Annotated in this window: 28 protein-coding genes; 15 read left to right on the top strand and 13 right to left on the bottom strand. The window is 56.5% G+C overall.

What is annotated here, in order from left to right; translation table 11 throughout:
- Positions 1-56: 56 nt before the first annotated feature.
- Positions 57-704 carry a DNA-3-methyladenine glycosylase I gene (locus tag FHW17_RS22770; protein ID WP_281410765.1) on the bottom strand — a complete coding sequence of 216 codons (648 nt, stop codon included), beginning with the start codon at positions 702-704 and terminating at the stop codon, positions 57-59.
- A 193-nt stretch (positions 705-897) separates the two neighbouring features.
- On the opposite strand from FHW17_RS22770, the gene FHW17_RS22765 reads away from it, so the two are divergent.
- Complete coding sequence (locus FHW17_RS22765; protein WP_182510889.1) at positions 898-1,692, top strand: L,D-transpeptidase; 795 nt, start codon at positions 898-900, stop codon at positions 1,690-1,692.
- A 72-nt stretch (positions 1,693-1,764) separates the two neighbouring features.
- On the opposite strand, the gene glcF is transcribed toward FHW17_RS22765, so the two are convergent.
- From glcF to FHW17_RS22740, 5 genes are all read right to left on the bottom strand, one after another.
- Positions 1,765-3,090: a glycolate oxidase subunit GlcF gene (glcF, locus tag FHW17_RS22760; protein ID WP_182510888.1), complete on the bottom strand. Its 1,326-nt coding sequence runs from the start codon at positions 3,088-3,090 to the stop codon at positions 1,765-1,767.
- Between the two features lie 3 nt (positions 3,091-3,093).
- The gene (locus FHW17_RS22755) at positions 3,094-4,305 is read right to left on the bottom strand and encodes an FAD-binding protein (protein WP_182510887.1); all 1,212 of its coding nucleotides are present in this window, start codon (positions 4,303-4,305) and stop codon (positions 3,094-3,096) included.
- 1 nt (position 4,306) lies between these two features.
- Positions 4,307-4,876, bottom strand: a complete 570-nt coding sequence (locus FHW17_RS22750; RefSeq protein WP_182510886.1) for an ASCH domain-containing protein — start codon at positions 4,874-4,876, stop codon at positions 4,307-4,309.
- Positions 4,877-4,879: 3 nt separating this feature from the next.
- Complete coding sequence (locus tag FHW17_RS22745; RefSeq protein ID WP_182510885.1) at positions 4,880-6,376, bottom strand: FAD-linked oxidase C-terminal domain-containing protein; 1,497 nt, start codon at positions 6,374-6,376, stop codon at positions 4,880-4,882.
- 129 nt (positions 6,377-6,505) lie between these two features.
- The gene (locus tag FHW17_RS22740) at positions 6,506-7,135 is read right to left on the bottom strand and encodes a TetR/AcrR family transcriptional regulator C-terminal domain-containing protein (protein ID WP_112527143.1); all 630 of its coding nucleotides are present in this window, start codon (positions 7,133-7,135) and stop codon (positions 6,506-6,508) included.
- 66 nt (positions 7,136-7,201) lie between these two features.
- On the opposite strand from FHW17_RS22740, the gene tet reads away from it, so the two are divergent.
- A complete protein-coding gene (gene tet, locus FHW17_RS22735) occupies positions 7,202-8,401 on the top strand; it encodes a Tet(A)/Tet(B)/Tet(C) family tetracycline efflux MFS transporter (protein WP_182510884.1) in 1,200 nt (399 codons plus the stop codon).
- Positions 8,402-8,430: 29 nt separating this feature from the next.
- Positions 8,431-9,333, top strand: a complete 903-nt coding sequence (locus FHW17_RS22730) for a LysR family transcriptional regulator (RefSeq protein WP_182510911.1) — start codon at positions 8,431-8,433, stop codon at positions 9,331-9,333.
- Here the strand turns inward: FHW17_RS22730 and FHW17_RS22725 are convergent, their stop codons facing one another.
- The gene (locus tag FHW17_RS22725; RefSeq protein WP_227987186.1) at positions 9,334-10,641 is read right to left on the bottom strand and encodes a DUF3422 family protein; all 1,308 of its coding nucleotides are present in this window, start codon (positions 10,639-10,641) and stop codon (positions 9,334-9,336) included.
- A 189-nt stretch (positions 10,642-10,830) separates the two neighbouring features.
- Here FHW17_RS22725 and FHW17_RS22720 point away from each other — a divergent pair, with 189 nt between their 5' ends.
- Both FHW17_RS22720 and FHW17_RS22715 read left to right on the top strand, forming a co-directional pair.
- Entirely contained in the window at positions 10,831-11,613 is a 783-nt protein-coding gene (locus tag FHW17_RS22720) for an FCD domain-containing protein (RefSeq protein ID WP_112527280.1), read from the top strand.
- Positions 11,610-12,347 carry a metallophosphoesterase family protein gene (locus tag FHW17_RS22715; protein WP_182510883.1) on the top strand — a complete coding sequence of 246 codons (738 nt, stop codon included), beginning with the start codon at positions 11,610-11,612 and terminating at the stop codon, positions 12,345-12,347. The genes FHW17_RS22720 and FHW17_RS22715 overlap by 4 nt, the downstream gene beginning before the upstream one ends.
- 8 nt (positions 12,348-12,355) lie before the next feature.
- On the opposite strand, the gene FHW17_RS22710 is transcribed toward FHW17_RS22715, so the two are convergent.
- Both FHW17_RS22710 and FHW17_RS22705 read right to left on the bottom strand, forming a co-directional pair.
- Entirely contained in the window at positions 12,356-12,496 is a 141-nt protein-coding gene (locus tag FHW17_RS22710) for a hypothetical protein (protein ID WP_175540669.1), read from the bottom strand.
- 173 nt (positions 12,497-12,669) lie between these two features.
- Positions 12,670-13,368, bottom strand: a complete 699-nt coding sequence (locus FHW17_RS22705) for a type 1 glutamine amidotransferase (protein WP_112527126.1) — start codon at positions 13,366-13,368, stop codon at positions 12,670-12,672.
- Between the two features lie 72 nt (positions 13,369-13,440).
- On the opposite strand from FHW17_RS22705, the gene FHW17_RS22700 reads away from it, so the two are divergent.
- A complete protein-coding gene (locus FHW17_RS22700; RefSeq protein WP_112527124.1) occupies positions 13,441-14,043 on the top strand; it encodes a hypothetical protein in 603 nt (200 codons plus the stop codon).
- Between the two features lie 4 nt (positions 14,044-14,047).
- On the opposite strand, the gene FHW17_RS22695 is transcribed toward FHW17_RS22700, so the two are convergent.
- A complete protein-coding gene (locus FHW17_RS22695; protein WP_182510882.1) occupies positions 14,048-14,587 on the bottom strand; it encodes a GNAT family N-acetyltransferase in 540 nt (179 codons plus the stop codon).
- Positions 14,588-14,675: 88 nt separating this feature from the next.
- Positions 14,676-15,578, bottom strand: a complete 903-nt coding sequence (locus FHW17_RS22690; protein WP_112527120.1) for a DMT family transporter — start codon at positions 15,576-15,578, stop codon at positions 14,676-14,678.
- A 133-nt stretch (positions 15,579-15,711) separates the two neighbouring features.
- Here FHW17_RS22690 and FHW17_RS22685 point away from each other — a divergent pair, with 133 nt between their 5' ends.
- From FHW17_RS22685 to FHW17_RS22660, 6 genes are all read left to right on the top strand, one after another.
- Positions 15,712-16,149 carry an Lrp/AsnC family transcriptional regulator gene (locus tag FHW17_RS22685; RefSeq protein WP_112527118.1) on the top strand — a complete coding sequence of 146 codons (438 nt, stop codon included), beginning with the start codon at positions 15,712-15,714 and terminating at the stop codon, positions 16,147-16,149.
- A gap of 46 nt (positions 16,150-16,195) precedes the next feature.
- Positions 16,196-16,930 carry a 16S rRNA (uracil(1498)-N(3))-methyltransferase gene (locus FHW17_RS22680; protein ID WP_112527116.1) on the top strand — a complete coding sequence of 245 codons (735 nt, stop codon included), beginning with the start codon at positions 16,196-16,198 and terminating at the stop codon, positions 16,928-16,930.
- 107 nt (positions 16,931-17,037) lie between these two features.
- Positions 17,038-18,411 carry a glutamate--cysteine ligase gene (locus FHW17_RS22675; RefSeq protein ID WP_112527114.1) on the top strand — a complete coding sequence of 458 codons (1,374 nt, stop codon included), beginning with the start codon at positions 17,038-17,040 and terminating at the stop codon, positions 18,409-18,411.
- Positions 18,412-18,423: 12 nt separating this feature from the next.
- Entirely contained in the window at positions 18,424-19,167 is a 744-nt protein-coding gene (locus FHW17_RS22670) for an SDR family oxidoreductase (RefSeq protein WP_182510880.1), read from the top strand.
- Between the two features lie 75 nt (positions 19,168-19,242).
- Entirely contained in the window at positions 19,243-20,181 is a 939-nt protein-coding gene (locus FHW17_RS22665) for a phosphoribosylaminoimidazolesuccinocarboxamide synthase (protein ID WP_182510879.1), read from the top strand.
- A 145-nt stretch (positions 20,182-20,326) separates the two neighbouring features.
- The gene (locus tag FHW17_RS22660; RefSeq protein ID WP_113096415.1) at positions 20,327-21,301 is read left to right on the top strand and encodes a DUF937 domain-containing protein; all 975 of its coding nucleotides are present in this window, start codon (positions 20,327-20,329) and stop codon (positions 21,299-21,301) included.
- A gap of 114 nt (positions 21,302-21,415) precedes the next feature.
- On the opposite strand, the gene FHW17_RS22655 is transcribed toward FHW17_RS22660, so the two are convergent.
- A complete protein-coding gene (locus FHW17_RS22655; protein ID WP_091883454.1) occupies positions 21,416-21,703 on the bottom strand; it encodes a DUF1127 domain-containing protein in 288 nt (95 codons plus the stop codon).
- Between the two features lie 206 nt (positions 21,704-21,909).
- Between FHW17_RS22655 and FHW17_RS22650 the strand changes: the two genes are divergently transcribed.
- On the top strand, positions 21,910-22,866 hold the full coding sequence (locus FHW17_RS22650; protein WP_112527106.1) for a LysR substrate-binding domain-containing protein: 957 nt from the start codon (positions 21,910-21,912) through the stop codon (positions 22,864-22,866).
- A 3-nt stretch (positions 22,867-22,869) separates the two neighbouring features.
- Here the strand turns inward: FHW17_RS22650 and FHW17_RS22645 are convergent, their stop codons facing one another.
- Entirely contained in the window at positions 22,870-23,439 is a 570-nt protein-coding gene (locus FHW17_RS22645; RefSeq protein WP_182510878.1) for a DUF2585 domain-containing protein, read from the bottom strand.
- Between the two features lie 76 nt (positions 23,440-23,515).
- On the opposite strand from FHW17_RS22645, the gene xseA reads away from it, so the two are divergent.
- Both xseA and FHW17_RS22635 read left to right on the top strand, forming a co-directional pair.
- Positions 23,516-25,099 (top strand): exodeoxyribonuclease VII large subunit, encoded by a 1,584-nt coding sequence (xseA, locus tag FHW17_RS22640; RefSeq protein ID WP_112527104.1) that lies wholly within the window; start codon positions 23,516-23,518, stop codon positions 25,097-25,099.
- A gap of 96 nt (positions 25,100-25,195) precedes the next feature.
- Positions 25,196-26,284 carry an esterase-like activity of phytase family protein gene (locus FHW17_RS22635; RefSeq protein WP_182510877.1) on the top strand — a complete coding sequence of 363 codons (1,089 nt, stop codon included), beginning with the start codon at positions 25,196-25,198 and terminating at the stop codon, positions 26,282-26,284.
- The last annotated feature ends 15 nt before the right edge of the window (positions 26,285-26,299 follow it).

The following is a 26,299-nucleotide window of genomic DNA, read 5'->3' as shown; positions in this document are numbered from 1 at the left end:
AATTACCGGCTCGCAATTGCCGCAGCGCAGCGAGCCAGAGAGCAGTTTCATGACATTCAAACCGGTCGTTTGAAATTGGCACGGATTTTTTCGATCTCAGCGCGGCACTTGCAACCCTCGACATGATCGTTGACCAGCCCCATGGCCTGCATATGCGCATACATGGTGGTGGGCCCGACAAAGCTGAAACCACGCTTCTTCAAATCCTTGGAAAGGCGCACCGAGGCGGGTGTTGAGGGATTGGCGATGAGGTGGCCATAATCAACGACCTTTGGACGCTCATCTGCCGGTGGCTCAAAGCTCCAGAAATAAGCGCCAAGCGAACCTTTTTCCTCAAGCAGTTCGATGACCCGCTTCGCATTGTTGATCGTTGAGGTGATTTTGCCGCGATGACGGATGATCCCGGCATTGCCAAGCAACCGTTCGATATCCTTGTCGCCGTAGCGGGCAATGCGCTCAAAATCAAAACCATCAAATGCCTCGCGGAAGTTTTCGCGCTTGCGCAGGATGGTGAGCCACGACAGACCCGACTGAAATCCTTCCAGACAGATTTTTTCGAACAGGCGATAGTTGTCCGTGACGGGACGTCCCCACTCATGATCGTGGTAGTGGATGTATTCAGGCAAAGCGCCGGGCCATGAACATCTGGTCACACCGCTTTCATCTGTCATCAATCCTGTCTTTACGGGCGTTTCTTCCGTCATCATCTGTCCTTCCGGAACATGTTCACCTGACATTAACCAGTGGCCGAAACCATTCGATAACCACAACAAATGGTTTCCGATCAGAATCGCATTTTATTGATCCTCGTTCACTTTTTTCTACTGCCACGCAGGCAAACTCAATCCGAAACCTGACAGATCCTGTCAGGAGTGTTATCGCCAAGAGAATTACCCGATGAAGACCGCATTGCTGCTTCTGACCTCCTGCCTGACAATAGTATCATTCGGCGCTGATGCCAGTGAGCGCTACGCGACAAGGCCGCCCGTTGTCATGAGCCCCGATCTTTCGGCGCCGTGGGTCATGCAGCTGCGTCAACGTCCGGTTGGCACATCAGCCAATATGCGCGACCGGGTTGTGCTGAGCGATCCACCTGTGCGTGGAACCATTATCAATCGCCGAGAGGCGAGACGCCCCGTTCGCACGCAGGAAGCGACAAACCCGGCAGCACGCGAAGTTTCATTCCGGCGGCCAGCTGAACCGGCAACGGAGGCCCAGCAGAAAAAACGCGGTATGGACCCGAAATTTCTGCCGCAGACCGTTGCTTATGACGGACCACAGGCAGCCGGCACCATCGTTATCGATACCTCGCAGCGTTTCCTTTTCCTCGTCGAAGCGGATGGTCAGGCCCGCCGCTACGGTGTTGGTGTCGGCAAGGAAGGCTTTGGCTGGAACGGCACCAACAATATCTCCCGCAAGGCGGAGTGGCCGGACTGGCGCCCGCCGGCGTCAATGATCGAGCGCGAGAAAGAAAAGGGCCACTATCTGCCCGTTCACATGGAAGGCGGTCCGGCCAATCCGCTCGGTGCGCGTGCGCTTTATCTCGGCGATACGCTTTACCGCATTCACGGCACCAATGCGCCATGGACAATTGGACATGCCGTATCCAGCGGCTGCATCCGCATGCGCAATGAAGATGTCACTGATCTCTACGAACGCGTCAATGTCGGCACAAAAGTCGTCGTGATGTGAGAGTTAGTGGGGACGGCACCGGGGGCGGTGCCGGAATTGGGCGGTGGTTCCTTTGGACTGCCGCCCTTCTTTTTACTCAGCAGCCTGCAGGACAGGCGCTGGCACACCTTCTGGTCTCGGGCCACCATAGACCCAATCCAGCAGCTCGACCGTATGAACAATAGGCATTTTTGCAGCACTGGCGATCTGGGTGATGCAGCCTATATTGCCCGTGGCAATGATGCTCGCGCCGGTTGCCTCAATGTTTTTGACCTTGCGATCGCGCAGCGTGCGGGCGATTTCGGCCTGCATAATGTTGTAGGTTCCGGCGGAACCACAGCACAAATGACCCTCGGCAGGTTCGCGGACGGTGAAACCAGCGGCTTTCAACAAATCCTTTGGCTGTCGGGTCAGCTTCTGCCCGTGCTGCATGGAACAGGCGGAATGGTAGGCGACAACTAGATCCGTCGACTGCAGAGGAGCAGGCAGATTAAGGGTCGTCAGATATTCGGTGATGTCCTTGGCAAGCCCTGAAATGACAGCCGCCTTGTCGCTATAAGCGGGATCAAGCCGCAGCATATAGCCGTAATCCTTGATCGTCGTGCCGCAGCCGGAAGCCGTGACGATGATCGCATCGAGCCCGCCATTGTGCAGCTCGCGCGTCCAGACATCGACATTGCGGCGCGCACCCTCCAAAGCCGCTTCCTCGCGGCCCATATGATGCACCAGCGCGCCGCAACAGCCCTCGCCCTTCGGCACCACGACTTCGATGCCCAGCCGGGAGAGCAGGCGAATTGTTGCTTCGTTGATCCCCGGCTTCAATACGGGCTGGGCGCAGCCGGTGAGGATCGCAACGCGTCCTTTCTTTTCGGTTGCCGGTTCGTGCAAGCCCGGCTCAGCAAAGCGGGATTTTGCCGGAACCGATTTTGGCGCAAGTTCAAGCATGGTGGCCAGCGGCTTCAACGCCTGAACGGATTTCAGCAGTGGGGCAAAAGGACGCCCGAGTTTCGCCGCCGTCAAAGACAGCCTGAAGCGCGACGGATATGGCAGCACAAAGGCCAATAATGCCCTGATGAAACGGTTCATCACCGGACGTTTGTAGGTTTTTTCGATATGGGCGCGGGCATGATCCACCAGATGCATGTAGTTTACACCGGAGGGACAGGTGGTCATGCAGGCGAGGCAGGACAGGCAACGGTCCACATGCTTGACGATCTGCTCATCGGCGGCGCGGCCATTTTCCAGCATATCCTTGATCAGATAGATGCGGCCGCGCGGGCTGTCGAGTTCATTGCCAAGCGTGACATAGGTCGGGCATGTCGCGGTACAGAAGCCGCAATGCACGCATTTGCGCAGGATCTTTTCGGATTCGGCAACACCGGGGTCCTGCAATTGTTGCGGGGTGAAGTTGGTCTGCACGTTCTACACTCCTGCAACCATGCGGCCGGGGTTGAGAATACCCTCCGGGTCAAATTGCTGTTTGAGCCGCTTTGACAGCGCTGCCAAGGGCGCGGATTGCGGTTCGAAAACGGGTATTGCGGCACGAAGCATCACTGGAGCACGCACCAGCGTGGCATGGCCACCGCCATATTTGCTGATCAGCACCCGCACGGCTTCCGCTTCGGGTTCGCCTTCCAGCCGCATCCACACAAGTCCGCCCTGCCAGTCATAATAGGCGTCCACCGCAGCCCCCATACGCATGGATGCGACCAGCTTATAGGCCTCCATCGGCGCCATCGAAACGCGCCAGACCGGCCGTTCGGTCCCGTCAGCGAAAGGAATAATGTCGCGCACTTCCTGCCAGAGTTTGCGCGAAATATCGCCGGAGATTTCTTCGATGGTACCTGCCGAGGACAACAATCCTCTTAGCATCGTCACCCGGTCGGCGACGGAAGGCGCAAAGCCTTCCAGCCGCAGTAATGTTGATGCCTCGCCTTTCAAAACGCCATCAATGACCCGGCCACAAATATTCACAGGCAGGTGCGCAGCGGATGCCACTTCGCCGCTGGAACCCATGGCGATGGCCATGGCACGCGCGGCCTCATCATCCATCAACCCTCGGATAATGAGCGTTGTTTCCGTCTCCGGCGCGGGCAGAACCTTGAAAGTGATCTCCGTTGCGATGCCAAGCGTGCCCCAGGAATTGGCCATGCCCTTGGAAAGATCATAGCCGGTCACATTCTTGACCACACGGCCACCGGATTTGAACAGTTCGCCCCGCCCTGATACGACCCGCACACCCAGCACATGATCGCGCGCCGAACCCACTTTCAACCGGCGCGGACCGCACAGATTGGTGGCGAGAACCCCGCCAAGGCTGCCTTGTCCTGCCACCTCGCCCAGCAATGGGCCGTAATCCATGGGCTCGAATTGAAACGCTTGGCCTTTCGAGGCCAGCAGGGCTTCCAGCTCCACGATTGGTGTTCCGGCTTTGGCGCTCAACACCAGTTCATCCGGCTCATACAGCGTCACGCCTACATATTTCGACAGGGCAATCGAATGTTCGGTCTGAAGAGGACGACCAAGCCCACGCTTGGAGCCATGGCCGGAGACTTCCACGGGCGCGCGCTCGGACAATGCCCATTGCACGGCCTCGACAATTTCTGCTTCGGTTGAAGGCGTGAACACGGTCATTTCATTGCCCGTCCAGAAAATCTTGGCCGCGTGGCGATAGCCGGTAGCCGATATCGAGACTGATGGTCAAACCCACCTCCTTGAGCTTGCGCACATCACGTTTGAATTTGATCGTTTCGACGCCAAGCTGTGCGGCGAGATTTGCAGCGACCACGCCCGGATGGTCGGCAATCATGCGCAGGATTTGCCTATGATAACCGACATATTCAGCCGCTTTGTCCCAGCGGGCCAGCCGATCCATCAAAGCAACCTTGTCCGTTTGGGACAATGGTTCTTCGCGCAGAGCAGTTCTCTCATCGGCTTCAACACCGGCGATGGCGATACGATAGAGCGTTCCATCACCATCACGCAGATTGCGGGTCAAAGCAGCAATGTTATCAAAACCGGCACGTTTGGCGTCTTCCGCAGTCAGCTTGTCCAGGTTGACCATATCCACCGCACCGATGATCAGCGAACCAATGGTCGTGCGCAGACGCGTACCGGCCTTGACGGTCGGACGAGTCCAGCGCCGAAACGCCAGATCGACTTCCCCGCGTGCAATAGCTTCCAGCGTTTGTGCCTTGAACAACATTGATCAGAATCTCGGAATATCTGGAAATGGCACCTGACCGCGATGCACATGCATCCGGCCAAGTTCAGCACAGCGATGCAATTGCGGAAAGACTTTGCCGGGGTTGAGCAGATGCTTGTCATCAAAAGCGCATTTGACCCGGATTTGCTGGTTCAGATCAATCTCGTTGAACATCTCAGGCATCAGATCGCGCTTTTCAACGCCGACGCCATGTTCGCCGGTCAGAACACCGCCCACCTTCACACACAGCCTCAGGATGTCAGCGCCAAAATCCTCGGCCTTGCGCAATTCATCGGGAATATTCGCGTCATAGAGGATCAGCGGATGCAGATTGCCATCACCCGCATGGAACACATTGGCGACGCGCAACCCGTATTTTTCCGACAGTTCGCGCATGCCAGCGAGCACCTTCGGCAGTTCCTTGCGCGGGATCGTACCATCCATGCACAGATAATCAGGCGAGATGCGTCCAACGGCGGGAAACGCCGCCTTGCGCCCAGCCCAGAACGCCATGCGCTCATCTTCGCTCTGGGATATCACGCAGGACGAAGCGCCGTTCTTATCCGCAATCTTCTCGACCATATCGATGAGATGGTTGACCTCAACTGCGGGGCCATCGAGTTCAATGATCAGCAGCGCTTCCACATCCAGCGGATAACCCGCATGCACAAAATCTTCGGCAGCATGGATTGCCGGGCGATCCATCATCTCCATGCCGCCCGGAATAATACCAGCGGCGATGATATCGGCGACGCATTGCCCGGCTGTTTCGCTTGAAGGAAACCCGACCATCAGTGCGCGGGCGGTTGCAGGCTTTTGCAGAATACGCACAGTGACCTCGGTCACGACACCGAGCAGCCCTTCGGAACCTGTCATCAGGCCCAGAAGATCATAACCTTCCGAATCCAGATGCTTGCCGCCCAGCCGCACCACTTCACCTGTGATGAGCACCATTTCCAGCCCAAGAACATTGTTGGCGGTGAGCCCATATTTCAGGCAATGCACGCCGCCGGAATTTTCCGCGACATTGCCACCGATGGAACAGGCGATCTGCGAGGATGGATCAGGCGCGTAGTAAAAACCCTCATGCTCGACGGCCTTGGTGATGCCGAGATTGGTTACACCCGGCTGCACGACGGCGACGCGGTTCGGATAGTCGATTTCGAGAATGCGATTGAAGCGGGACATGACGAGCAGAACCGCATCTTCCAGTGGCAAGGCACCGCCAGAGAGCGAGGTACCTGACCCGCGCGGCACGACCTTCACATTGTTTTCATGACAATATTTCAGGACTTGCGAGACCTGCCGGACAGTCTGCGGCAAAACAACAACCAGCGGAAGCTGGTGATAGGCGGTCAGGGCATCGGATTCAAAGGCGCGCATTTCATTGGTGACATCAACCACGCCTTCATCAGGAACAATGGCTTGCAATGCGGCAACAATGTCGCTGCGCCGCGCCATGGTCGCCGCATCGGCCTTCGGCATCACCAACCCGGACATGAAACCTCCCTCGCCTGCAATGTTCCAACTGGTAAATTATTTTTACCAGTGACACCAGCAGTTTCTAAACAGTCTAAACTGTTGCTGTTCCTTCGTCATGGGGCGGCATGGAGCCAAAGTGACGCGCGACTAGCTGGAACGCAGCTTTTCAAAACCCGCGACAAGTGCCGCAAGTCCAAATTCAAAGCCCTCATCCGGGGAGATATGTTCAACTTCGACAAAAGCTTGAGCCAGCATTGGAAATGCCGCACGCATCTCAGGCGTAAAATCCGGCGAACCGATCTCCGGCATAGACGCCTGTTGCTCGAGCACCGAACCGACAACGTAATGCCCCGTCACCCGCAACACATGCGCAGCCGGCACCAGATCGAAACCAGCGGCAACCATGAATTGAATTTGTGCCTCCACGGCTGGAAAGAATACCGGACCTGGACGCGAACCGGCGTGAATCCGCGCGCCGTCACGATAGGCCAGTAAGGCGCGCCTGAAGCCACGCGCGTTCTCGGTCAGAAAATGCCGCCAGTCCTCGCCTTTCTCAGGGATGGCCGGTCCATGGTGTTCAACCAGAATCGCCTCGGCCAAAGCATCGAGCAAGGCAGCCTTGTCCTTGAAATGCCAGTAAAGCGCCGGTTGCTGCACACCAAGAGCCGTCGCAATGCGCCGGGTGGTCAGCCCATCAATGCCGGTTTCATCAAGCAGATCGAGAGCTACCCGGATAACGGTCTCGCGCTGCAATTTTACATCACTACGTTTTGCCATGCTTGACAATTTATCACCGATAAAGGATATGTCCAGTTACTTATCAACGATAAATAAGAGTTTCCCATGACTTTCAACAAACCCCTGACCGTGATCCTGACGACCGTCACCCTTGATGCTATCGGCATTGGGATGATCATGCCCGTTTTGCCGCGGCTGCTGACGACACTGGCTCATTCCGATAATGTCGCACGGCACTACGGTGTTCTTCTTGCACTATACGCGCTGATGCAATTTGTGTTCGCGCCGCTGCTCGGCGCACTGAGTGATCGGTTCGGCCGACGCCCTGTTATTCTCGGTTCCCTTGCAGGCGCGGCACTTGATTATCTGGTGATGGCTTTTGCGACCGTGCTGCCGCTGCTCTATATCGGCCGCATCATTTCAGGCGTCACCGGTGCCACCATGTCCGTGGCAAGTGCGACGATCGCCGACATCACTCCTGAACAGAACCGGGCCAAACGTTTTGGCATGATCGGCGCCTGTTTCGGCCTCGGCTTCATCGCCGGGCCATTGCTCGGCGGTATCGCTGGCGGTTTCGGCGTCCACTATCCATTCCTGCTCGCCATGGCCCTCAATGGCCTCAACTTCCTGTTCGCTCTCTTCTTCCTTCCGGAAACCAGCAAGGGTGAGAAAACGCCCTTTTCACTGCGCAGCCTGAACCCCATTGGCTCATTCCAGTGGATCACCAGTATCAAAACCCTGACGCCACTGGTTGCGATGTTCACACTGCTGCAACTGGTCGGCCAGTTGCCCGGTGCCCTCTGGATTATCTACACGCAGGACCATTTTCTCTGGAGCGTCTCCACTGTTGGCATTTCACTCGCAGCATTTGGTCTGCTGCATGCACTGGTGCAGGGAATGCTGACTGGCCCTGTGACCGGGAAGATCGGCGAAAAACGCACGCTGGTCCTTGGAATGGCCACGGACTGTATCGGTTATCTGCTGATGGCATTCGCCACCCAAAGCTGGATGGTCGCGCCCATTCTGTTTTTCCTTTCCATGGGCGGCATTGCAACGCCCGCACTTCAATCCATCATCACCCGGCAGGTTGATGCGAGCAAAGTCGGCGAAGTTCAGGGGGTTCTGGCAAGCGCAACCAGTTTGGCCGGCATTATCGGGCCGGTGATCTTCACGACGATTTATGCAGCAACGCGGACCGACTGGAGTGGATTGGTGTGGGTTTGTGGTGCAGCGCTCTATGTGCTTTGCATTCCCATGTTGCGCGTCGTCGCCTATCGCCATGCCGAAAGTGCTTCGAGGGCTTGACCTTCCGATAGTCAGGCAGAAAGAGTGCTCTGATGGATCATTTGAACGATATGGAAATTTTTGCCCGTGTTGTTTCCGCCGGCAGCATGTCGGCGGCCGGACGGGAACTTGGACTATCCCCAGCCGTCATGTCCAAGCGGTTGCGACGGCTGGAAGAAAGACTGGGTACACGGCTTTTGCAGCGCACCACCCGGCAGATAGCCCTGACCGAAACGGGCCAGGGCTATTATGAGCGGGTGCTTGCCATTCTATCAGGCATCGAAGAGGCGGAGGCTTTCGTGTCCCGCCGCTCCGAGCAGGCGCATGGTCAATTGAAAGTTTCTGCACCTACAACCTTTGGCCGTATGCATATCGCCCCGCATCTGGAACCCTTCATGCGGGCCAATCCTGACCTTTCCATCAATCTTATTTTGACCGACGAATTTGTCGATATTGTCGGCGAAGGTTATGATCTTGCCATCCGCATCGCTGAATTATCCGATTCCAGTCTCGTCGCGCGCAAACTGGCGCCGGTGCGGCGGTTTCTTGTGGCCTCACCGCGCTATATCGCCGAGCATGGAATGCCATGCTCCATTGCCGATCTCGACAATCATGTTTGCCTTGCCGCTCACAATGGTGATCCCTGGCGCCTGAATGATCTGGATGGCAGCATATCATTACGTCCGACCGGGCCAATCCTGACCAATTCCAGCGAAGTGGTGCGGGCGGCAGTGCTCGGTGGCCTTGGAATTGCCTTGCGCTCAACATGGGATATCGGCCCGGAACTGGCATCTGGCCAGTTGTTGCGCGTGCTGGAAGATTACGCAGCATCAGGCAATATCGCCATCTATGCGATCTACCCTTCCCGGCAGTTTCTTCCGGCAAAGGTGCGGGTGTTCATCGATTATCTCGCTGCGCTTTACGGGCCCGTGGCACCATGGGACCGGGTCTGATCATTCGTCCTTGTGGGACTTGCGGATCGATTTGACCACAAACCACATGGCGATGATGGCGACAGGGACAAATGCCGCCGTGACAACGGAAGAATGCAGGTCCGGCGCATAGGCTTCGACGCCCTTGGCGAGATAATAGAACAGCCCCACCACGTAGTAGGAAATCGCCGCAACTGACAGCCCTTCGACAGTGCGTTGCAAACGCAATTGCAATTGCGCGCGCCGGTTCATCGAACTCAGCAGATCACGATTCTGCCGTTCCAGTTCCACATCGACAGAGGTGCGCAGCAGCGTTGCCGCACGAGAGAGTTTTTCAGACAGGTTTTCCTGACGCTCGCTGACCGAATAACAGGTGCGCATGGCCGGGGCCATACGGCGCTGAATAAAGGCCGCCCATGTCTCGTATCCGGTTACAGACTCTTCGTGCAGCGCCGCCAGCCGTTCCAGCACAATACCATCATAGGCACGGCTCGCGCCGAAGCGATAAAGGCTTGACGCAGCATCAGCTTCCAGTTCCGCCGCCAGCAACGTCAATTCATCCAAAAGCTTATGATTATCCGCATCCGCCGCACGCATTTCTGTTGTCAGCCCCGCCAGACGATCCTCAATACGGCGAATGCGCGGTGACAGGGAATGCGCCAGCGGCAGCCCGAGCATGGCAAGCGTCCGGTAGGTCTCTATTTCGATCACCCGCTGCGACAAGGCACCGGCGCGGGCGGGCGACAGACCATTGTCGAGAATGAGAATACGGGTCATCCCGTCCTTATCCTGCCGGAAATCCGTGATGATCGAGGCAAGCCCATTTTCGACATCACTGTAGCAAAGGCTGGTCGGATCAAATTCCTCGATAACAGCGTCAGCCGCATTGTCTTTCCGGATAATTTCAAGCCGCACACCGTCGATGACCGTACCCGGAGGATTGAAACCATCGCCGAAAGGATGTTGTGCGGTCTGCCCCGTACGCGGCACGGGACCTTCCCACAGATAGGTCGAGAATTCCGTATGCCGTTCCCAGCGCAAAGTACCGTTGCCCCACGGCATAATATGGTGGCGGGCATCGCGGGCGGGCGGCGTGATACCAATGCTTCGGCTCAGTTCCGCAAGCACCGCATGATCGACGGTTGAGCCCGCTTCAGTCATGAAAGCGAGCTGGATGAGGAGGCGCGGCGAATCCACCAGCGGGTAGGGACGCGCATGAACTTCACCCAAGGCAATCGAACGCTCTGCATGCCCCGGAAAGCCCATAACGCCGGAACTTGAAGCAGCGCTTGCAAAAGCCGCCGCGGTCTTCAGTCTTTTCCCCTTCATATCGGCCCCTTGATCGCCTGTTCACAAGATGGTGAACGCAATGCCCTGTCCTTTCAATGCTACTTTACGCCAATCCGCTGCGGCTATGCGACGCTTATCGGCTGGAGGGCAACTGGACAAAAGAATTGACCAGTTTTGTGGTTTGCCGATACGCTGCAATCGCAAATCACTTCCGCGGACGATTTCACCATGAGCAGCCCGATCTTTGCCCGCATTCAGCCGTCGCGCACCGCTGACGATATTGTCAGCCAGATCGAAACGCTGATCCTTGAAGGCATTCTGCGCGTGGGAGACCGTTTGCCCGGCGAACGGGATCTTTCCGTACAGTTCGATGTCTCGCGGCCGATCCTGCGCGATGCCTTCAAGACGCTGGAAGCCAAGGGACTGCTTGTTGCCCGTCATGGTGGTGGAACCTTTGTTGCCGATGTCATCGGCGAGGTGTTTTCGAAGCCGGTGATGGACCTCATCTCCAGTCATAAGAAGGCAGCCGCTGATTACCTTGAATATCGCCGGGAAATTGAAAGTATCGCTGCCGATTATGCGGCCCGCCGGGCGACGGACGATGACCGCCTATTGCTCTCCCGAATCGTCGGGGCCATGCAATTGGCTTACGAGACCAATGACGCCAAGAAAGAGGCCGAACTGGATGTTGAATTGCACAGCACCATCGGTGAGTGCGCGCACAATATCATCCTGCTGCACACGCTGCGCTCCTGCTACCGACTACTGGCCGATGACGTGTTCTACAATCGCACAGTGATTTACGGTTTTCCCGGCGCGCGGGAAAAACTGCTGCAACAGCACAAAGCCATCGCCAATGCCATCATGGCATCCGATCCTGATGAAGCCCGGGCCGCTGTGCGCGCGCATATCGACTTCATCGAACAGGCGCAGCAGGATGCGGAACGCAGCAGCGCCTGGCAGGCAACATCGCGATTGCGCCGCAGCCAGAGGGAATTGGATCGCCCATGAAAACTATCGACTTCAAGCGGGCGCGTGGCCCCGACAGAATGCGTGTCTACGCCATAGGCGACGTGCATGGACGCCTCGATCTGTTACAGGCCATGCACCGGCGTATTCTGAAGGAAAACGAGAAGTCGCCACCTTTCGACTGGGTGGTGGTACATCTAGGTGACTATGTTGATCGGGGGCCAGATTCGCGAGGCGTGCTCGACTATCTCGTCAATGCACAGAAGAAAACCCATCGCATGCTGACCCTTGCGGGCAATCACGATGTCGGGTTTTTGCAATTCCTCGACAAAGGCGACGCGCACGGTGTTTTTGCGCGGCATGGCGGCAGGCAGACAGCCCAATCCTATGGCGTTACCATCGATTTCGATGACCCTGCCTCGATATCGGCAGGGCGTTCCGCCCTGCTGCGGGCCATGCCGCCGGAGCATGTAGAATTCCTGAGCGGGTTGCGCCGCTCAACCGTGATGGGGGATTTCTTCTTCTGTCACGCAGGGGTTCGGCCCGGCGTCGATCTCGAACGGCAAAACCCTGAAGATCTTATCTGGATTCGCTGGGAATTTCTGGATGACCCTCACCTGCATTCCAAGGTAATCATCCACGGCCATACACCGGCGAGCGATGTGGAAGTGCGGCCAAATCGGATCAATCTTGATACCGGGGCCTATGCCAGCGGCCGCCTCAGCGCCATTATGATCGACGCTGAAGGCAAGTCTTTTCTGGAAGCGACTGTCTAGGGCAAGTGTTAACGCGAAGCGGAGCTGATTCCGTAGCCATCGCTTGATACGGTGCGGCCGCCAGCATCAACTGATACCAGTTCGGCGCCCATGAAAAGGATTGATGCAAGCATCATAACGGTCAAAAGGGCGGCACTCTTCATAGTCATTCGGGCGTTTCCATCAGTCTCTTCGGCCTGGCTTCATGCCAGCTAACCGGCCCGGCAACTACAGCCCACAATCCTTTCCAGCAAGTGAATCAAAGCCACGCTCCACATGAATACGAACAAGGCAATTTGATTCAAATCTTGGCTGTTGCAGAGTTGCAACTGAATCGCCTGACTCAGATCAGCGCAACCCAGGCGCGTGCCAAAGCGAGACCCGCGGCATCAGCTGGAACGCCATTCTCGGCGACCAGCGCCGGATAGTTTTCCAGCCAGTCGGCATTGTCCCGTATGATCTCGTCCGCAAAGACATGACGCCATTCTTCAACAAGTGTCGTATCCGCCTCGAAGTGAAATTGAATGCCGTAAACCGCCCGTCCGATGCGAAATGCCTGATTCCGGGTTATGCCGCTTGAGGCAAGGCGAACGGCACCTTCGGGCAAAGTGAATGTATCGGTGTGCCAGTGGAAAATTGGAAAATGTTGCGGGACCGAGGACAGAACAGGATCGGACGCTGCTTCGGGTGTGACTGTAACTTCATGCCAGCCAAATTCCAGCTCGCGCCCCAGAATGTTTTCAGCGCCGTAGCCTCTGGCAACCAGCTGGCTGCCAAGACAGATACCAAGCACGGCCTTATCCGCATCGCCAAAACGCCTGATCAGGCGGGCAAGCAGCGGAAGATAAGGAAACTGTTCATCGGCAAGCGCATTCTGATCTCCGCCAAGCGAAATCAGCGCATCATAACCGGCATCATCGGAGGGCAGCGCCTCGCCAAGATGTGCCTGCACAAGATCAATCTGGGCACCGGCTTCCGCCAGAGCCCGGCCAACCAGCCCGAGCCCGGTATGCTTATAATTCTGGATGACAAGAACCCGCATTCTGCCTGCCCGCTGATCGCATTAAAGGTGATCTTGCGATAGCATGGACCTTTCACAGCCGGAAGCCACCAAATGCCTCTGCAAAATCGTGTCACACCCTTTGGCGAGATCGTGTCTGTTCCCCAGCGGGGAACATTCATGGGAAATCGCGGTATCATTCACGATCCATTAACGCGCACTCTCCTGAAACGGCGTTGGACGACGAGAGCGTGGATCATCTGCGTCTGTCAGTTCAAGAATGTCAGACGGGATGTAATGGCGCGGCAAAGCTGGACCGAACTGTTTTTCCTCGATGAAGCAACGGCGCTGAGTGCCGGTCATCGGCCCTGCTTTTACTGCCAGCGGCAAAGGGCAAAAGCGTTTCAGGCGGCGTGGGCGGATGGCAATGGTATCTCCAAGCAATCAGCACCTGATATGGATAGGGTCCTGCACGAGGAACGCCTTGATGCCGAGGGGGGCAAGAGGCGTCACCCACTCACCAGTTCCATCGAGGACTTACCCGACGGAAGCATGATCGCCTCAGGGGATAATGCTTTTCTCATTCGCGGCGGCCAGACCTATCTCTGGTCATGGGATGGTTATGTACCCCATACGCCACCGATACAGGATGTCGGTCTTCTTACACCGCCATCGACTGTGCAGGCCCTGCGCGCGCGGTATATGCCTGCCCTTTAGACCATTATGCGTTATTTATATTGAAAATGCATTCCATATGAATGTCATCGGGCTCCATTGCAAAGAGCTGGGGATCAGGCGTGCTGGTCACGACACAGCCAAGATGCTGGTAAAAATTCACCGTATGCTCGGAAGGAGTAGCGGAGACATAAAGGCCTTTTGCACCCAGCAATTTCGCTGCTTCCTTGCATCGTTCGAACAATCTTACACCAAGGCGCTGACCGCGATAGGCGTTACTGACATGCAGGAAGCTAAGTTGCAGCAAATCGCGCCTGGAACCGAGCCAGACATTGTCAATAACAGCAGCACCGGCTAGTTTTTCACCATCAAAGATGCCAAAGAATTTCCCGCCACGATCAAAACTTTGCTGGAGCAAAGGCGTATATTTTTCCGCCTCGCCCTCTTCCCATCCGGGCGCGTCACAAAAGTCCGGATGCAGGACCAGCTTACCATCCTGCAACCGATAGATATTCTTGATGATTTCGCTGCGGTCGATAGTCCAGACCTTCTCGATCTGCTCGCGGGTAAGTGGGCGTATTTCCATGCTTCTGCTCTGTATTTACCAAATATTTTATGCTCTTTCATCACATATAGAACAAAATGACATCTGGCAAATGACAGGAAGACATATCCTACACTTTGACGCTTGAGGGAACCGATCTGCCCAGCTTCCACCCAAGACTGGTACCAGCGGCAGCAATCAGGATCGCCGCCGACCCGACAAACTGACTTGGCTGCAACTGATGGCCGAACGCGAAGTAATCGACCAGAATGGCGGCAATCGGATAGATGAAGGAAAGCGAGCCTGTCAGATGCGTCGGCAGCTTCTGGATCGCGCTATAGAGCAGAATATACATCAACCCCGTATGAATAATGCCGATCGTGACGATGCTGCCCCATTGGACCGCGCCATTTGGCATCACGCTGAAATCCGCCAGCGGAGCCATGAGTACGATGCCCACACAGACCTGAATGAGCGCAATCAGATGTGGCGGTGTGCCCTTGAGGCGCTTCGCCACGATGGCAGCAATGGCATAGAGAAAGGCAGCACCCAGAGACAGACCAATACCTGCCATGTAGTCAGTGCCGGTATAGCTGGTCCCACCCGGCTTGGCCTGAACGATGAGAATCATGCCGGCAAACGCAACAGCGAGCCAGAACAGCTTGGTAAAAGTCAGCTTTTCCTTGAAAATCAGGGCGCCAAGCCCAACCAGCATAAATGGTTGGACGTTATAGACTGTTGTCGCGATGGCGATGGAGGCGCGGGAATAAGCAGCAAATAGCAGAACCCAGTTGAGAACGATAGCAACGCCGCCAAGCACGGCAAGACCGAACAGCTTCCATGAAATGATATTGGGCCGCAGCAAACCCATAGCAGCACAGACGCCAAGCAATGTGAGAGCGCCAATGGCGCAGCGCCAGAAGACAACCGACAACACAGGTTGACCCGACATCAGCACGAACCAGCCAATCGTGCCTGAAATCATCATTGCAGCGGTCATTTCGACGCTGCCTCTTACAATATCCCGTTCCATGCAATCCATCCTGTTGTCTCGTGCGATGAGACTATTCGGAGGAACGCGAATTTGATATACATAGAGAAAGGCGCAATGTGCGCTCTGCCTATTTAATAAAGGCAAATTCTATGAACCACCTTATGAGGCGGATATGCTCGACGAAATGGACAAGACAATCCTCGGTATTCTTATCGAAGATGCGCGAATCTCGCTGAAGGAACTCAGTCAGAAAGTCGGGCTTTCATCACCCAGCGTTTCCGAAAGATTGCGGCGACTTGAAGAAAAGAAAGTCATCCGCGCTTTTACCGTCGATATCGACCCGGCGGCACTTGGCTATAACCTGACTGCCATTGTCCGCGTCAGGCCCCTGCCCGGTATGCTGCACATTGTCGAACGGCTGATACAGGAAACGCCTGAAATCACCGAATGCGACAAGGTGACGGGCGATGACTGCTTTATCGGCAAGATCCATTTCCGTACAATGGAACAGTTGGACACATTGCTCGACAGGCTGGCGGAAAAGGCGGAAACCAACACATCCATCGTCAAAACATCGCCGGTAAAACGGCGCCTGCCACCTTTGGGCTGACACGCCCGGCTTGACCACCCTGTCTCCTCTCTGGCATCCATCATCCATGCGCGCAAATTACAAAATGCAACGGCTCTATATTACTGCTGATCTTGCTGCAGGAAGGCGGGCTGAAGTACCCACTGAAGCCGTCAATTATCTCGCCAATGTCCTGCGGATGAAAGAGAACGATGAAATCCTCGTTTTCAATGGCCGTGATGGCGAATGGCGCGCCGCCCTGCGCTTTGAAAGCAAAAAGAAACTGGCGCTTGAACCCCTTGAACTGACGCGGGAGCAGCCTGTTTCGCCTGACCTCCTCTATTGCTTTGCACCGCTGAAGCAGGGGCGGCTCGATTACCTTGTGCAAAAAGCTGTCGAAATGGGTGCTGGTGTTTTGCAGCCGGTTATTACCCAGCACACACAGGTCACAAGAATCGGCACCGACCGGATCGACGCCAATGCGATCGAGGCAGCAGAGCAATGCGGCGTTCTGGCAATTCCACAAACGCGCGAGCCGGTTAAACTCGACAAGTTGCTGGATAGCTGGGACCACCAGCGGCGCTTGATTTTCTGCGACGAGGGTCATGATACCCATAACCCGTTGCCGCTCTTACAAAGCCTGCCGCGTGGGCCGCTCGGCGTGCTCATCGGGCCGGAAGGCGGCTTCTCCGATGCAGAGCGCGAGACCCTGCGCAAACTGCCATTTGTAACTGCCATTCCGCTTGGTCAGCGCATTCTGCGCGCTGATACTGCTGCCGTTGCCGCACTCGCTCTTATTCAGGCGACGATCGGTGATTGGTGAGATACAAATTCTCTTGATGAGTGCATCAGAGAAATTTGCTTGCGCTCGTTTCCGAAAACAGCCAATCACGCCTCAGTTAAGAACATTCTAGTGGGGAAGCACCATCCATGGCGCGCGACACAACAGACGAGACGCCCCTTTCCGGTACGGAAGAACTGGCGACCTATCTAGCTCAGGGTTCCAAGCCGCAATCCGCATGGCGGATCGGCACCGAGCACGAGAAATTCCCGTTCTACACCGAAGATAACAGCCCGGTTCCCTATGATGGCCCGCGCGGTATCCGGGCGATCCTTGAAGGCATGCAGTCGAAACTTGGCTGGGAACCCATTATTGACGAGGGCAATATTATCGGCCTCGTCGAACCCACAGGCCAAGGCGCGATCTCGCTTGAGCCGGGCGGTCAGTTCGAGCTATCGGGTGCGCCGCTTTCCACCATCCACCAGACCTGCCGCGAAACCAATGCGCATCTGGCGCAGGTGCGTGAAATTGCCGAGCCATTGGGTATTCGTTTCCTCGGTCTTGGCGGCAGTCCGAAATGGACGCTGGCTGAAACGCCGCGCATGCCGAAGTCGCGCTACAACATCATGTCCAACTATATGCCGAAAGTCGGCAAGGACGGGCTGAACATGATGTATCGCACGTGTACCATTCAGGTGAATCTCGACTTTGCCTCGGAAACCGACATGCGCCGCAAGATGCAGGTTTCGGTGAAACTGCAATCCATTGCCACGGCGCTTTTTGCCATGTCACCCTTTACCGAAGGCAAGCCAAACGGTCTGCTTTCGTGGCGCTCCGATATCTGGCGCGATACGGATAACAACCGCTCTGGCGTACTGCCATTCATCTTCAACGAGAATTTCGGCTTTGCTGATTACGTTGAATGGGCGCTCGATGTACCGATGTATTTCGTCCTGCGCCATGGCCGTTACCATGATTGCACCCATGTGACCTTCCGCCAGTTCATGAACGGCGCGCTGAAAGACTCAATTCCAGAAGGCACGCCCAATATGGGCGACTGGACCAACCATCTTTCGACACTGTTCCCGGAAGTGCGCCTGAAGCGCTTCCTTGAAATGCGCGGTGCCGATGGCGGTCCATGGCGGCGCATCTGCGCGCTCCCGGCGTTCTGGGTCGGCATTCTCTATGATGCCGAGGCGCTGGATGCAGCCGAAGCGCTCACCCGCGACTGGACCTATCCCGAGGTGCAGGCCCTGCGCGATGAAGTACCGCAAAAGGGCCTGCGCGCCACGCTGCGCAACCGCTCGGTGCATGAAATCTCGCGTGACGTGCTGGCGATTTCGCGCCTTGGCCTGAAGAACCGCGCCCTGCTCAACAGTGAAGGCTTTGACGAGACCCACTATCTCGCCTCGCTGGAGGAAGTTGTCGCGCGCGGCACGACTTCAGCCGAACAGATGCTGAGCCAATATAACACCGTCTGGGGCAGTTCGGTTGAACCCGCTTTTCTGGAGTACGCCTACTAAGGAGACGCCGTAATGACCAAGACCATTCTGATCACAGGTGCAAGCCGTGGTATCGGCCGGGCGGCCGCTATTCTTGCGGGTAAAAAGGGATGGTCCGTCGGCGTCAACTATGTGGGCAATAAGGCTGCCGCCGATGAAGTGGTTGCCGCGATCATCGCTGTGGGCGGCAAGGCAAAAGCAATTCAGGGTGACGTTGCCAGCGAGGCCGATGTTATCTCGATGTTCAAGCAGAGCGAAGAACTTGGTCCGCTGGATGGGCTTGTGGTCAATGCCGGTATTGTCGCGTCCGCCTCGAAGCTAATGGATATCGACGTTGAGCGCCTGCAGCGCATGTTCGATGTGAATATTCTCGGCGCCTATGTCTGCGCCCGTGAGGGCGTGCGCCGTATGGCCCGTTCACGCGGCGGCAAGGGCGGATCAATTGTCATTCTGTCGTCAGCCGCTGCACGGCTTGGCGGCCCTTCCGAGTATGTCGATTATGCCGGATCGAAGGGCGCGATGGATACGCTCACCATAGGTCTTTCCAAGGAAGTTGGACCAGAGGGCATTCGCGTCAATGCCATTCGCCCCGGTCTGATTGAAACCGATATTCATGCCAGTGGTGGTCAACCCGATCGCGCCCAGCGCCTCGGCGTGTCCGCACCACTCGGACGGCCCGGCACGGCTGAGGAAGTCGGCGAATCCATCGTCTGGCTGCTCAGCGATGCCGCATCCTATGTCACCGGCGCACTTCTTGATGTAACAGGTGGACGCTAGGCCAGAATTTGACTCCCGTTCGCAGACTTATGTGTTATGCGAAAGCCAGATTGTCTGACGCGGATTCCAGAGCCCATGCCAAAACACCAAGCGCTTACCGAAGCTTTCATTCCCGAATTGCCGAACTATTACCGGGGCAAGGTTCGCGAGAACTATGATCTGCCCGACGGGCGGCGCATCATCATTGCCACTGATCGGATCAGCGCCTTTGACCGGATTCTCGCCTGCATTCCACTGAAAGGCGAAGTGCTGACGCAGATGGCGCGCTATCAGTTCGAACAGACCAAGGATATCTGCCCCAACCATGTGCTTGATTATCCTGACCCGAATGTCGTGGTCGCCCGCAGGCTGGATATTCTGCCGGTTGAGATCATCGTGCGCGGCTATCTCGCCGGGACTACGAGCACATCGATCCTGACGCAGTACAAGGCAGGCAAACGCGCCATGTATGGCACCACCTTCCCGGATGGGCTGCAGGACAATGAAAAACTACCCGCCCCGATTATCACGCCGACATCCAAAGCCTTTGACGGCGGCCATGATGAACCATTGACCGCACAGGAAATACTAGACCAGAAACTGCTCACACAGGAGCAGTGGGACACGGTTTCCGCCTATGCGTTCAAGCTTTTCGCACGCGGGCAGGAAATTGCCGCAAGCCGCGGCCTCATTCTTGCCGATACAAAATATGAGTTCGGCACCGATGCGGACGGCAATGTTGTTCTGGCCGATGAAATCCACACATCGGATTCCAGCCGCTACTGGTTTGCCGACAGCTACGCGCCCGGCAAGCGTCCCGTCAGTTTCGACAAGGATTTTATCCGCACATGGGTGGTCGAGCGCTGCGACCCGTACAAGGACAATATTCCCGAGATTCCACAGGATATGATCGACGCCACCACCAAGGTCTATATTCAGGCCTATGAAACGATCACCGGTGAGAAATTTACCCCCGGTGATCCCGCTGTTGACCCACTGGAGCGTATTCGCGGGAATCTGGCACAGTATTTTTAATTGGTGATTGTGCCGCGCGGTGAGGTTTCAGGGGGGTGAAACCTCATCAACGCCCATAACACCCTAACCCGATAAAAAGATTGAACTTTGAATAGCAGCAAGGCTACTCTTTCTTCGTGCATTAGCCCGAAGGAGGATCGGCGCCATGAATCTCGTAGACATGTTCCTGAAGGGACAGGGTGGGCAGGCTGTTGAGGCGCTGTCGCGCCAGTTTCAGCTTTCGCAACAACAGACAATCGCAGCCATCGAGGCGTTGATGCCAGCCTTTTCGCAAGGCTTGCAGCGCAACACTGCCGATCCAATGGGCGTTGGCGCGTTCATTCAGGCGCTCTCATCCGGCCAACACGTCAATTATTTTGATAATCCGCAGGCAGCCTTCAACCCGGCTGGCATTGCCGATGGGAATGCCATTCTCAATAATCTTTTCGGCTCCAAGGATCTGTCACGGGCGGTTGCCGATCATGCCGCACGGATGACTGGCATTGCCGTCAGCACCTTGCAACAGATGCTGCCTGTGTTGGCATCCATGACGATGGGCGGGCTTTACAAGCAGTCAACTGGCCAGTTTGCAGCGGCGGGTCTTGGCGGCGGCAATGTCATTGGCGATCTCATCGAACAGATGATGCGCCAGGGCGGCGGGATTGGCGGCCAGACTGCGCCAAACCAACAGGGCGCATCCAACCCCTGGGGGCAAATTCTGGAAAGTATGCTGGGTGGCGGTGCTGCCGCTCCGCAACAGCCACAGGGTCAGGGCAATCCATGGGGCAATAACCCGCTTGGGCAGATTCTGGAACAGATGACACGCGGCGGGTTTCCCGGTGCCACACCGCAGGGCCAGCAACCCGCAGGAAATGCGCAGGCGCAGAACCCGTTTGGCGACAATCCGTTTGGCAAAATCTTCGAGGAAATGCTCGGCGGTGGCGCGCAGCGGCAGTCGGCACCCCAACCGGAGCCAAAACAACCGGATGAACCGGCCGCTGCACCATCCTCGCCCAATAATCCATACAAGGATATTTTCGGCCAGATGTTCGAAACCGGGCGCAAGACCAGCGAGCAATATCAAAAAGGCATGGAAACCATTTTCGACCAGTATCTGCGCGGGATGGACCGCAACAAATAAATCTAAAGCCCATAAAGAAAAAGCCCGGCCAGAAGGCCGGGCAGTGGGCAGGCGGGGCACCGGGAGGGGATTCCGGTGTGAATGGGACGCCTGCTAAACAGTCAAAATCGATGCTTAGCTGATCGAGCGTGCTGCACGCACACGGGCCCTGACATCGGCCAATGCGCCCAGTCTCTCGCTCGGATCTTCAAGCAGCGAAGTGCCAAGGGCAGAATGCAGATCACCGCGCGTGACACCAATGTCATGCAGCATTTGATCATTCCACTCACCGAGGCTCAAAATCGTTTTGCGATTGCGGCGGGCGACGATCATTCGGGTGACAAAGCCTGCGGCCTGAACCAGCGCGAAAGTGATCGCGGGCACAAATCCATTTACTTCAGTCGTTCTCGTTGTCGTCGTCATCGCCCTACTCCTTTTGTAAATGGCGCTGATCAGAAGGGTTGAATCGCGCAGAAACTATTTTCTACGCATCACGCCTGGTATCGTTTCAACACCAGCGTTTCCTGAACATCTGTAGAATGATCCACAAAAATTGATTATTCAAACGAATGTTTTTCATGTAAACGTTCAATAATAATGATGGATCGAACCGTGTCGGGAGCAACGCCATGAGCGCACCACTTGATCTTGACCAATTGCAGACATTTATTGCCATTGCCGATAGCGGCAGCTTCACCAGAGCCGCCGATGCAGTCAACAAAACACAGTCTGCTGTATCCATGCAGATGCGCCGGCTGGAAGAACGGGTTTCCAAGGCACTGTTTGAGCGCGATGGCCGCACCAACAAGCTGACTGAAGATGGCGAGCGTTTACTCGCCTATGCGCGGCGCATGATGCAGCTCAATGGCGAAACCATCGCGGCTTTCGATGATACGCAATTGCAGGGCCATATCCGCATTGGCACCCCGGATGATTATGCCGATCGCTTTCTGCCGGAAATCATGGCGCGGTTTTCCCGCTCCAATCCGCGGGTCGAGCTATCGGTTGTTTGCGAGCCCACTGTTAATCTCGACGAGATGATCCGCAAGGGCCAGCTTGATCTCGCGCTTGTCACGCAATGCGATGATATGCGCCGCTCGGAAGTTGTGCGCAGCGAGCAACTGCTTTGGGTAACATCGGCGCACCATACGGTGCATGAAGAGAAGGTTCTGCCGCTTGCTGTTGGGCGCCCAACCTGTATCTGGCGTGCAGCAGCCATCGATGTGCTCGACACGATGCACCATGACTATCGCATCCTGTTCACCAGTTGGTCGGCAACGGTGCTCGCGGCGGCGGTGCTCGCAGGTCTTGCGGTGTCGATCCTGCCGGAATGTGCCCTGCGCCCCGGCATGCGTGTGCTTGGTGAAGCGGATGGTTTTGGCCGCCTGCCGGAGTTTGGCATCGGCATCATGCGTGGTCACACCAAGCCGTCAGCCATTGTCGACGCCCTCGCCCAGCATATTGTGGAAAGCCTCGATAACCTGTCCATGCCGACACCCGTCAGCATGACAGCAACGGCTGTGCCCAACCTCGTCAACCAGCGCCTGCGACAGGTGCGCTCTACCGAGTTGGTGCCCGGCTGGTAATCCTCAGAGGCCGCCCTGCCACGCCTTGATAGCGTCCAAGGGATAGACCAGCATCACAATGTTGAGGGTGAGATTGTCGCGAATGACATATCCCGCCAAAAGCTCGAAGCAGGTCGCGATGATAATCGTCAGCCACAGTGGCGCGCGCGATGCAAAGAAAAAGCCTATTACCATGAACAGGATATCGCAGACCGAATTCAGCACACTGTCGCCGGTATAACCGAGCGCAATGGTCGCTTCGCGATAGCGATTGATGACCATATCGGTGTTCTCGAAAATCTCCCATGCCGCCTCAACAGCTATGGCAAAGAGCAGACGGAAACCCACCGGCTTGCTGCGAGCGACAAGCCAGAGAATGCCATAGAACAGAAAACCGTGGATGATGTGCGACAGGGAGTACCAGTCGGAAATATGCTGGGAATTATCCGATGAGTTGACTTCGCCGACCCACAGCTTGACCGTACCGCAGGTACACATGGGATTACGCCCCATCAACAGCAGGATAATGGCTGTAAGCGCAATCATCGCTGCGCCGATCATGAGATAGTGGCGCAGGCTAAGACGTCCGGTCATCGGCATTCCCCTTTTCATCCCCGCAACATCGGCCTCCCAGACTTGACGCCATTCACCACCCCGGTAGGAATAGGAAATGACCGAAAAGTCCGAATCGACGTCCAATGTCGCTGAATATTCCGTATCCGAAATCTCCGGAGCGCTAAAGCGTACTGTTGAGGATACGTTCGGCCATGTGCGCGTACGCGGCGAAATATCAGGTTATCGCGGCCCGCATTCATCAGGCCACGCCTATTTTTCCTTGAAGGACGATAAAGCCCGCATCGAAGCTGTCGTCTGGCGTGGCAGCATGAGCCGCCTGAAATTTCAGCCCGAAGAGGGCATGGAAGTCATCGCGACCGGTAAACTGACCACCTATCCCGGTTCATCCAAATACCAGATCGTCATCGAGCAGATGGAACCGGCTGGCGCAGGTGCGCTGATGGCGCTTCTGGAAGAGCGCAAGCGCAAGCTCGGTGCCGAGGGCCTGTTTGATCCGGCGTCCAAACAGTTGCTGCCGTTCATGCCGCGTATTATCGGGGTGGTCACATCCCCGACCGGCGCCGTCATTCGCGATATCATCCACCGCATTACCGACCGCTTTCCGCTGCATGTGCTTGTCTGGCCGGTGCGCGTGCAGGGCGAAACATCAGGCGCGGAAGTGGCCGCAGCCATCAATGGTTTCAATGCCTTGCAGCCCGGCGGTGCATTGCCCCAGCCTGATGTGCTCATCGTGGCGCGCGGCGGCGGCAGTCTTGAGGATCTCTGGGGTTTTAACGATGAAGTGGTTGTGCGTGCAGTCGCAGCCTCTCACATCCCTGTCATTTCAGCCGTTGGTCACGAGACGGACTGGACGCTGATCGATCTTGCCGCCGATGTCCGTGCGCCAACCCCAACGGGCGCCGCAGAAATGGCAGTACCTGTACGCGCCGACCTGCAGGCTAATATTGCGGCTTATGGCGCACGGCTTGCGGCTGGCATGTCGCGCTATCTCGACAATCGCCGTCAGGCGCAGCGGGCCCTTGCACGCGCGCTGCCCTCGGCAGACCAGTTGCTGGCATTGCCGCGTCGGCATTTCGATGAAACCGCCGCCCGGCTTGGCCGCGCCTTGCAGGCAAACACCCAGAAAAAACGTGGCCATTTTGACGGTCGCGCCCGGCAATTGTCACCGCGCGTCCTGCAACAGCGCTTCCGTGAAAAGCAGCGGGAAGTGACGGTTTTTGGCGATCGTCTGCCGCGCAGCCTCGCCGTTTTCCTGCGGGATCGCCGTGCGGTTTTCGTTCGCTACGCACATCGCCTGTCGCCGGAACCCATTGCACGTCTTGCAGTGCGAGGGCGCCAGAGCCTCACCCAGCTGGAGCGCCGTCAGGATCAGGCTATCGGCCTCACCCTTGACCGGGCCAAGCGGCGTGGCGGCGAACTTGAACGGTTGATGAAAACACTCTCGCATGAAAGCGTGCTCGAACGTGGCTTTGCCATTGTGCTCGACACATCAGGTGCGCCGGTGAAGCGCGCAGCGGCGGTTGCCAGTGGCGACAATCTGACCCTGCGCTTTCAGGATGGGGATGTGCAGGCTGTTGCCAGTGAGGGCGATGCCAATCCTGTTCGGCCCAAGCCGGAGCGCCCCGCGCCAGCCAAGAAACCGCCGGTGCCGGGCACTGATCAAGGTTCGCTTTTCTAGCCTAAAGTATAAGTTTGTGGAGAGATAACATTCATCCAGCCGTCAAATCCGGCTGCTAGGAGGACAGCATCTATCTTGAACCCCCGAGTGCCCAGAATGAAGACATTATTCGTTTCCGCTACCGTTCTGCTATGGGCAGCATGCGCGCTCCCGGCCTCTGCCGAGGACTTCGGAAAACTTTCGCTTCTGGGCGAGGTCGTTCTGCCCACCGGCCTTAAAATCGCAGGTGTCGAGTTCGGCGGTATTTCCGGGCTGGACTATGACGCGGCCAATGACATCTATTATGCCATTTCGGATGACCGCTCAGAGAAGGCCCCCGCACGCTTTTACACGCTCAAGATCGCGATGAATGAGAAAGGTATCAACGGCCTCGACATCGTCTCGACCCGGACTTTGCTGGATGCCGAGGGCAAGCCATTTGCCACCAAAGATGTCGATCCGGAATCCATCCGCTTCAATCCGGCAACCGGCACAATATATTGGACAAGCGAGGGCGACCTGAATGGCAAGCCAGCTGTGCGCGAGTCCCGCACCGATGGCACGCTTGTCCGTGAGTTCGCTTTGCCCGATGCCTATCTGCCGAATTTTTTCAAGACGCGCGGCGTGCGGAACAATCTCTCTTTTGAAAGTATGACCATCTCGCCTGACGGCAAAACCCTGCTGGTGGGTACGGAAAATGCACTCGTTCAGGACGGTGAGGCAGCCACGCTAGACGCTGGCAGCCGCTCACGCATTCTCGCCTTCGATATTGCATCGGGAAATGCAACTGCCGAGTATGCCTATGACATCGGCCCGATATTTGCCAAGGCAACACAGGCGCCCTACTGGAACGACAATGGCATGTCAGAATTCGTTGCCGCTGGTGACGACCTGCTGACGGTTGAACGTGCATTTGCGATGGGTGTCGGCAATCAGATCAATTTCTACCGTGCGAGCTTCAATGGAGCAACCAATGTCAACGGAGAGGCGTCTCTCAAGGACAAGCAAGTTTTGCCACTCAAAAAGGAACTCCTGTTGAAACTGGGCGAAGGTGACTTTGGCCTCGACATCGACAATATCGAGTCCATCACCTGGGGCCCTGAAATCAACGGGCGTAAAACCCTTGTGGTTGCCTCCGATAACAATTTCAATCCGGCACAGTTTACGCAGTTCGTCGTCTTTCAGCTTGCACCATCGACAAACTAGATCGGATCAACGTCT

Origin of the sequence: Phyllobacterium sp. P30BS-XVII, from assembly GCF_014138335.1 — a bacterium.
GTDB lineage: Bacteria > Pseudomonadota > Alphaproteobacteria > Rhizobiales > Rhizobiaceae > Phyllobacterium > Phyllobacterium meliloti.
The sequence above is the reverse complement of the archived record's forward strand: the minus strand, read 5'-3'. Positions and strand labels throughout refer to the sequence as shown.

Bases quoted from the DNA above. Each gene is read 5' to 3' on its own strand.
- FHW17_RS22770 (WP_281410765.1), bottom strand. From the start codon at position 704: ATGACGGAAGAAACGCCCGTAAAGACAGGATTGATGACAGATGAAAGC.
- FHW17_RS22705 (WP_112527126.1), bottom strand. From the start codon at position 13,368: ATGCGGGTTCTTGTCATCCAGAATTATAAGCATACCGGGCTCGGGCTG.
- FHW17_RS22655 (WP_091883454.1), bottom strand. From the start codon at position 21,703: ATGACGACGACAACGAGAACGACTGAAGTAAATGGATTTGTGCCCGCG.
- FHW17_RS22765 (WP_182510889.1), top strand. From the start codon at position 898: ATGAAGACCGCATTGCTGCTTCTGACCTCCTGCCTGACAATAGTATCA.
- FHW17_RS22665 (WP_182510879.1), top strand. From the start codon at position 19,243: ATGCCAAAACACCAAGCGCTTACCGAAGCTTTCATTCCCGAATTGCCG.
- FHW17_RS22635 (WP_182510877.1), top strand. From the start codon at position 25,196: ATGAAGACATTATTCGTTTCCGCTACCGTTCTGCTATGGGCAGCATGC.
- FHW17_RS22675 (WP_112527114.1), top strand. From the start codon at position 17,038: ATGGCGCGCGACACAACAGACGAGACGCCCCTTTCCGGTACGGAAGAA.
- FHW17_RS22700 (WP_112527124.1), top strand. From the start codon at position 13,441: ATGCCTCTGCAAAATCGTGTCACACCCTTTGGCGAGATCGTGTCTGTT.
- FHW17_RS22740 (WP_112527143.1), bottom strand. From the start codon at position 7,135: ATGGCAAAACGTAGTGATGTAAAATTGCAGCGCGAGACCGTTATCCGG.
- FHW17_RS22750 (WP_182510886.1), bottom strand. From the start codon at position 4,876: ATGTTGTTCAAGGCACAAACGCTGGAAGCTATTGCACGCGGGGAAGTC.
- FHW17_RS22725 (WP_227987186.1), bottom strand. From the start codon at position 10,641: ATGAAGGGGAAAAGACTGAAGACCGCGGCGGCTTTTGCAAGCGCTGCT.
- FHW17_RS22755 (WP_182510887.1), bottom strand. From the start codon at position 4,305: ATGACCGTGTTCACGCCTTCAACCGAAGCAGAAATTGTCGAGGCCGTG.
- xseA (WP_112527104.1), top strand. From the start codon at position 23,516: ATGACCGAAAAGTCCGAATCGACGTCCAATGTCGCTGAATATTCCGTA.
- tet (WP_182510884.1), top strand. From the start codon at position 7,202: ATGACTTTCAACAAACCCCTGACCGTGATCCTGACGACCGTCACCCTT.
- FHW17_RS22710 (WP_175540669.1), bottom strand. From the start codon at position 12,496: ATGACTATGAAGAGTGCCGCCCTTTTGACCGTTATGATGCTTGCATCA.
- FHW17_RS22715 (WP_182510883.1), top strand. From the start codon at position 11,610: ATGAAAACTATCGACTTCAAGCGGGCGCGTGGCCCCGACAGAATGCGT.
- FHW17_RS22660 (WP_113096415.1), top strand. From the start codon at position 20,327: ATGAATCTCGTAGACATGTTCCTGAAGGGACAGGGTGGGCAGGCTGTT.
- FHW17_RS22695 (WP_182510882.1), bottom strand. From the start codon at position 14,587: ATGGAAATACGCCCACTTACCCGCGAGCAGATCGAGAAGGTCTGGACT.
- FHW17_RS22745 (WP_182510885.1), bottom strand. From the start codon at position 6,376: ATGTCCGGGTTGGTGATGCCGAAGGCCGATGCGGCGACCATGGCGCGG.
- FHW17_RS22670 (WP_182510880.1), top strand. From the start codon at position 18,424: ATGACCAAGACCATTCTGATCACAGGTGCAAGCCGTGGTATCGGCCGG.
- FHW17_RS22720 (WP_112527280.1), top strand. From the start codon at position 10,831: ATGAGCAGCCCGATCTTTGCCCGCATTCAGCCGTCGCGCACCGCTGAC.
- FHW17_RS22650 (WP_112527106.1), top strand. From the start codon at position 21,910: ATGAGCGCACCACTTGATCTTGACCAATTGCAGACATTTATTGCCATT.
- FHW17_RS22680 (WP_112527116.1), top strand. From the start codon at position 16,196: ATGCGCGCAAATTACAAAATGCAACGGCTCTATATTACTGCTGATCTT.
- FHW17_RS22690 (WP_112527120.1), bottom strand. From the start codon at position 15,578: ATGGAACGGGATATTGTAAGAGGCAGCGTCGAAATGACCGCTGCAATG.
- FHW17_RS22685 (WP_112527118.1), top strand. From the start codon at position 15,712: ATGCTCGACGAAATGGACAAGACAATCCTCGGTATTCTTATCGAAGAT.
- FHW17_RS22645 (WP_182510878.1), bottom strand. From the start codon at position 23,439: ATGACCGGACGTCTTAGCCTGCGCCACTATCTCATGATCGGCGCAGCG.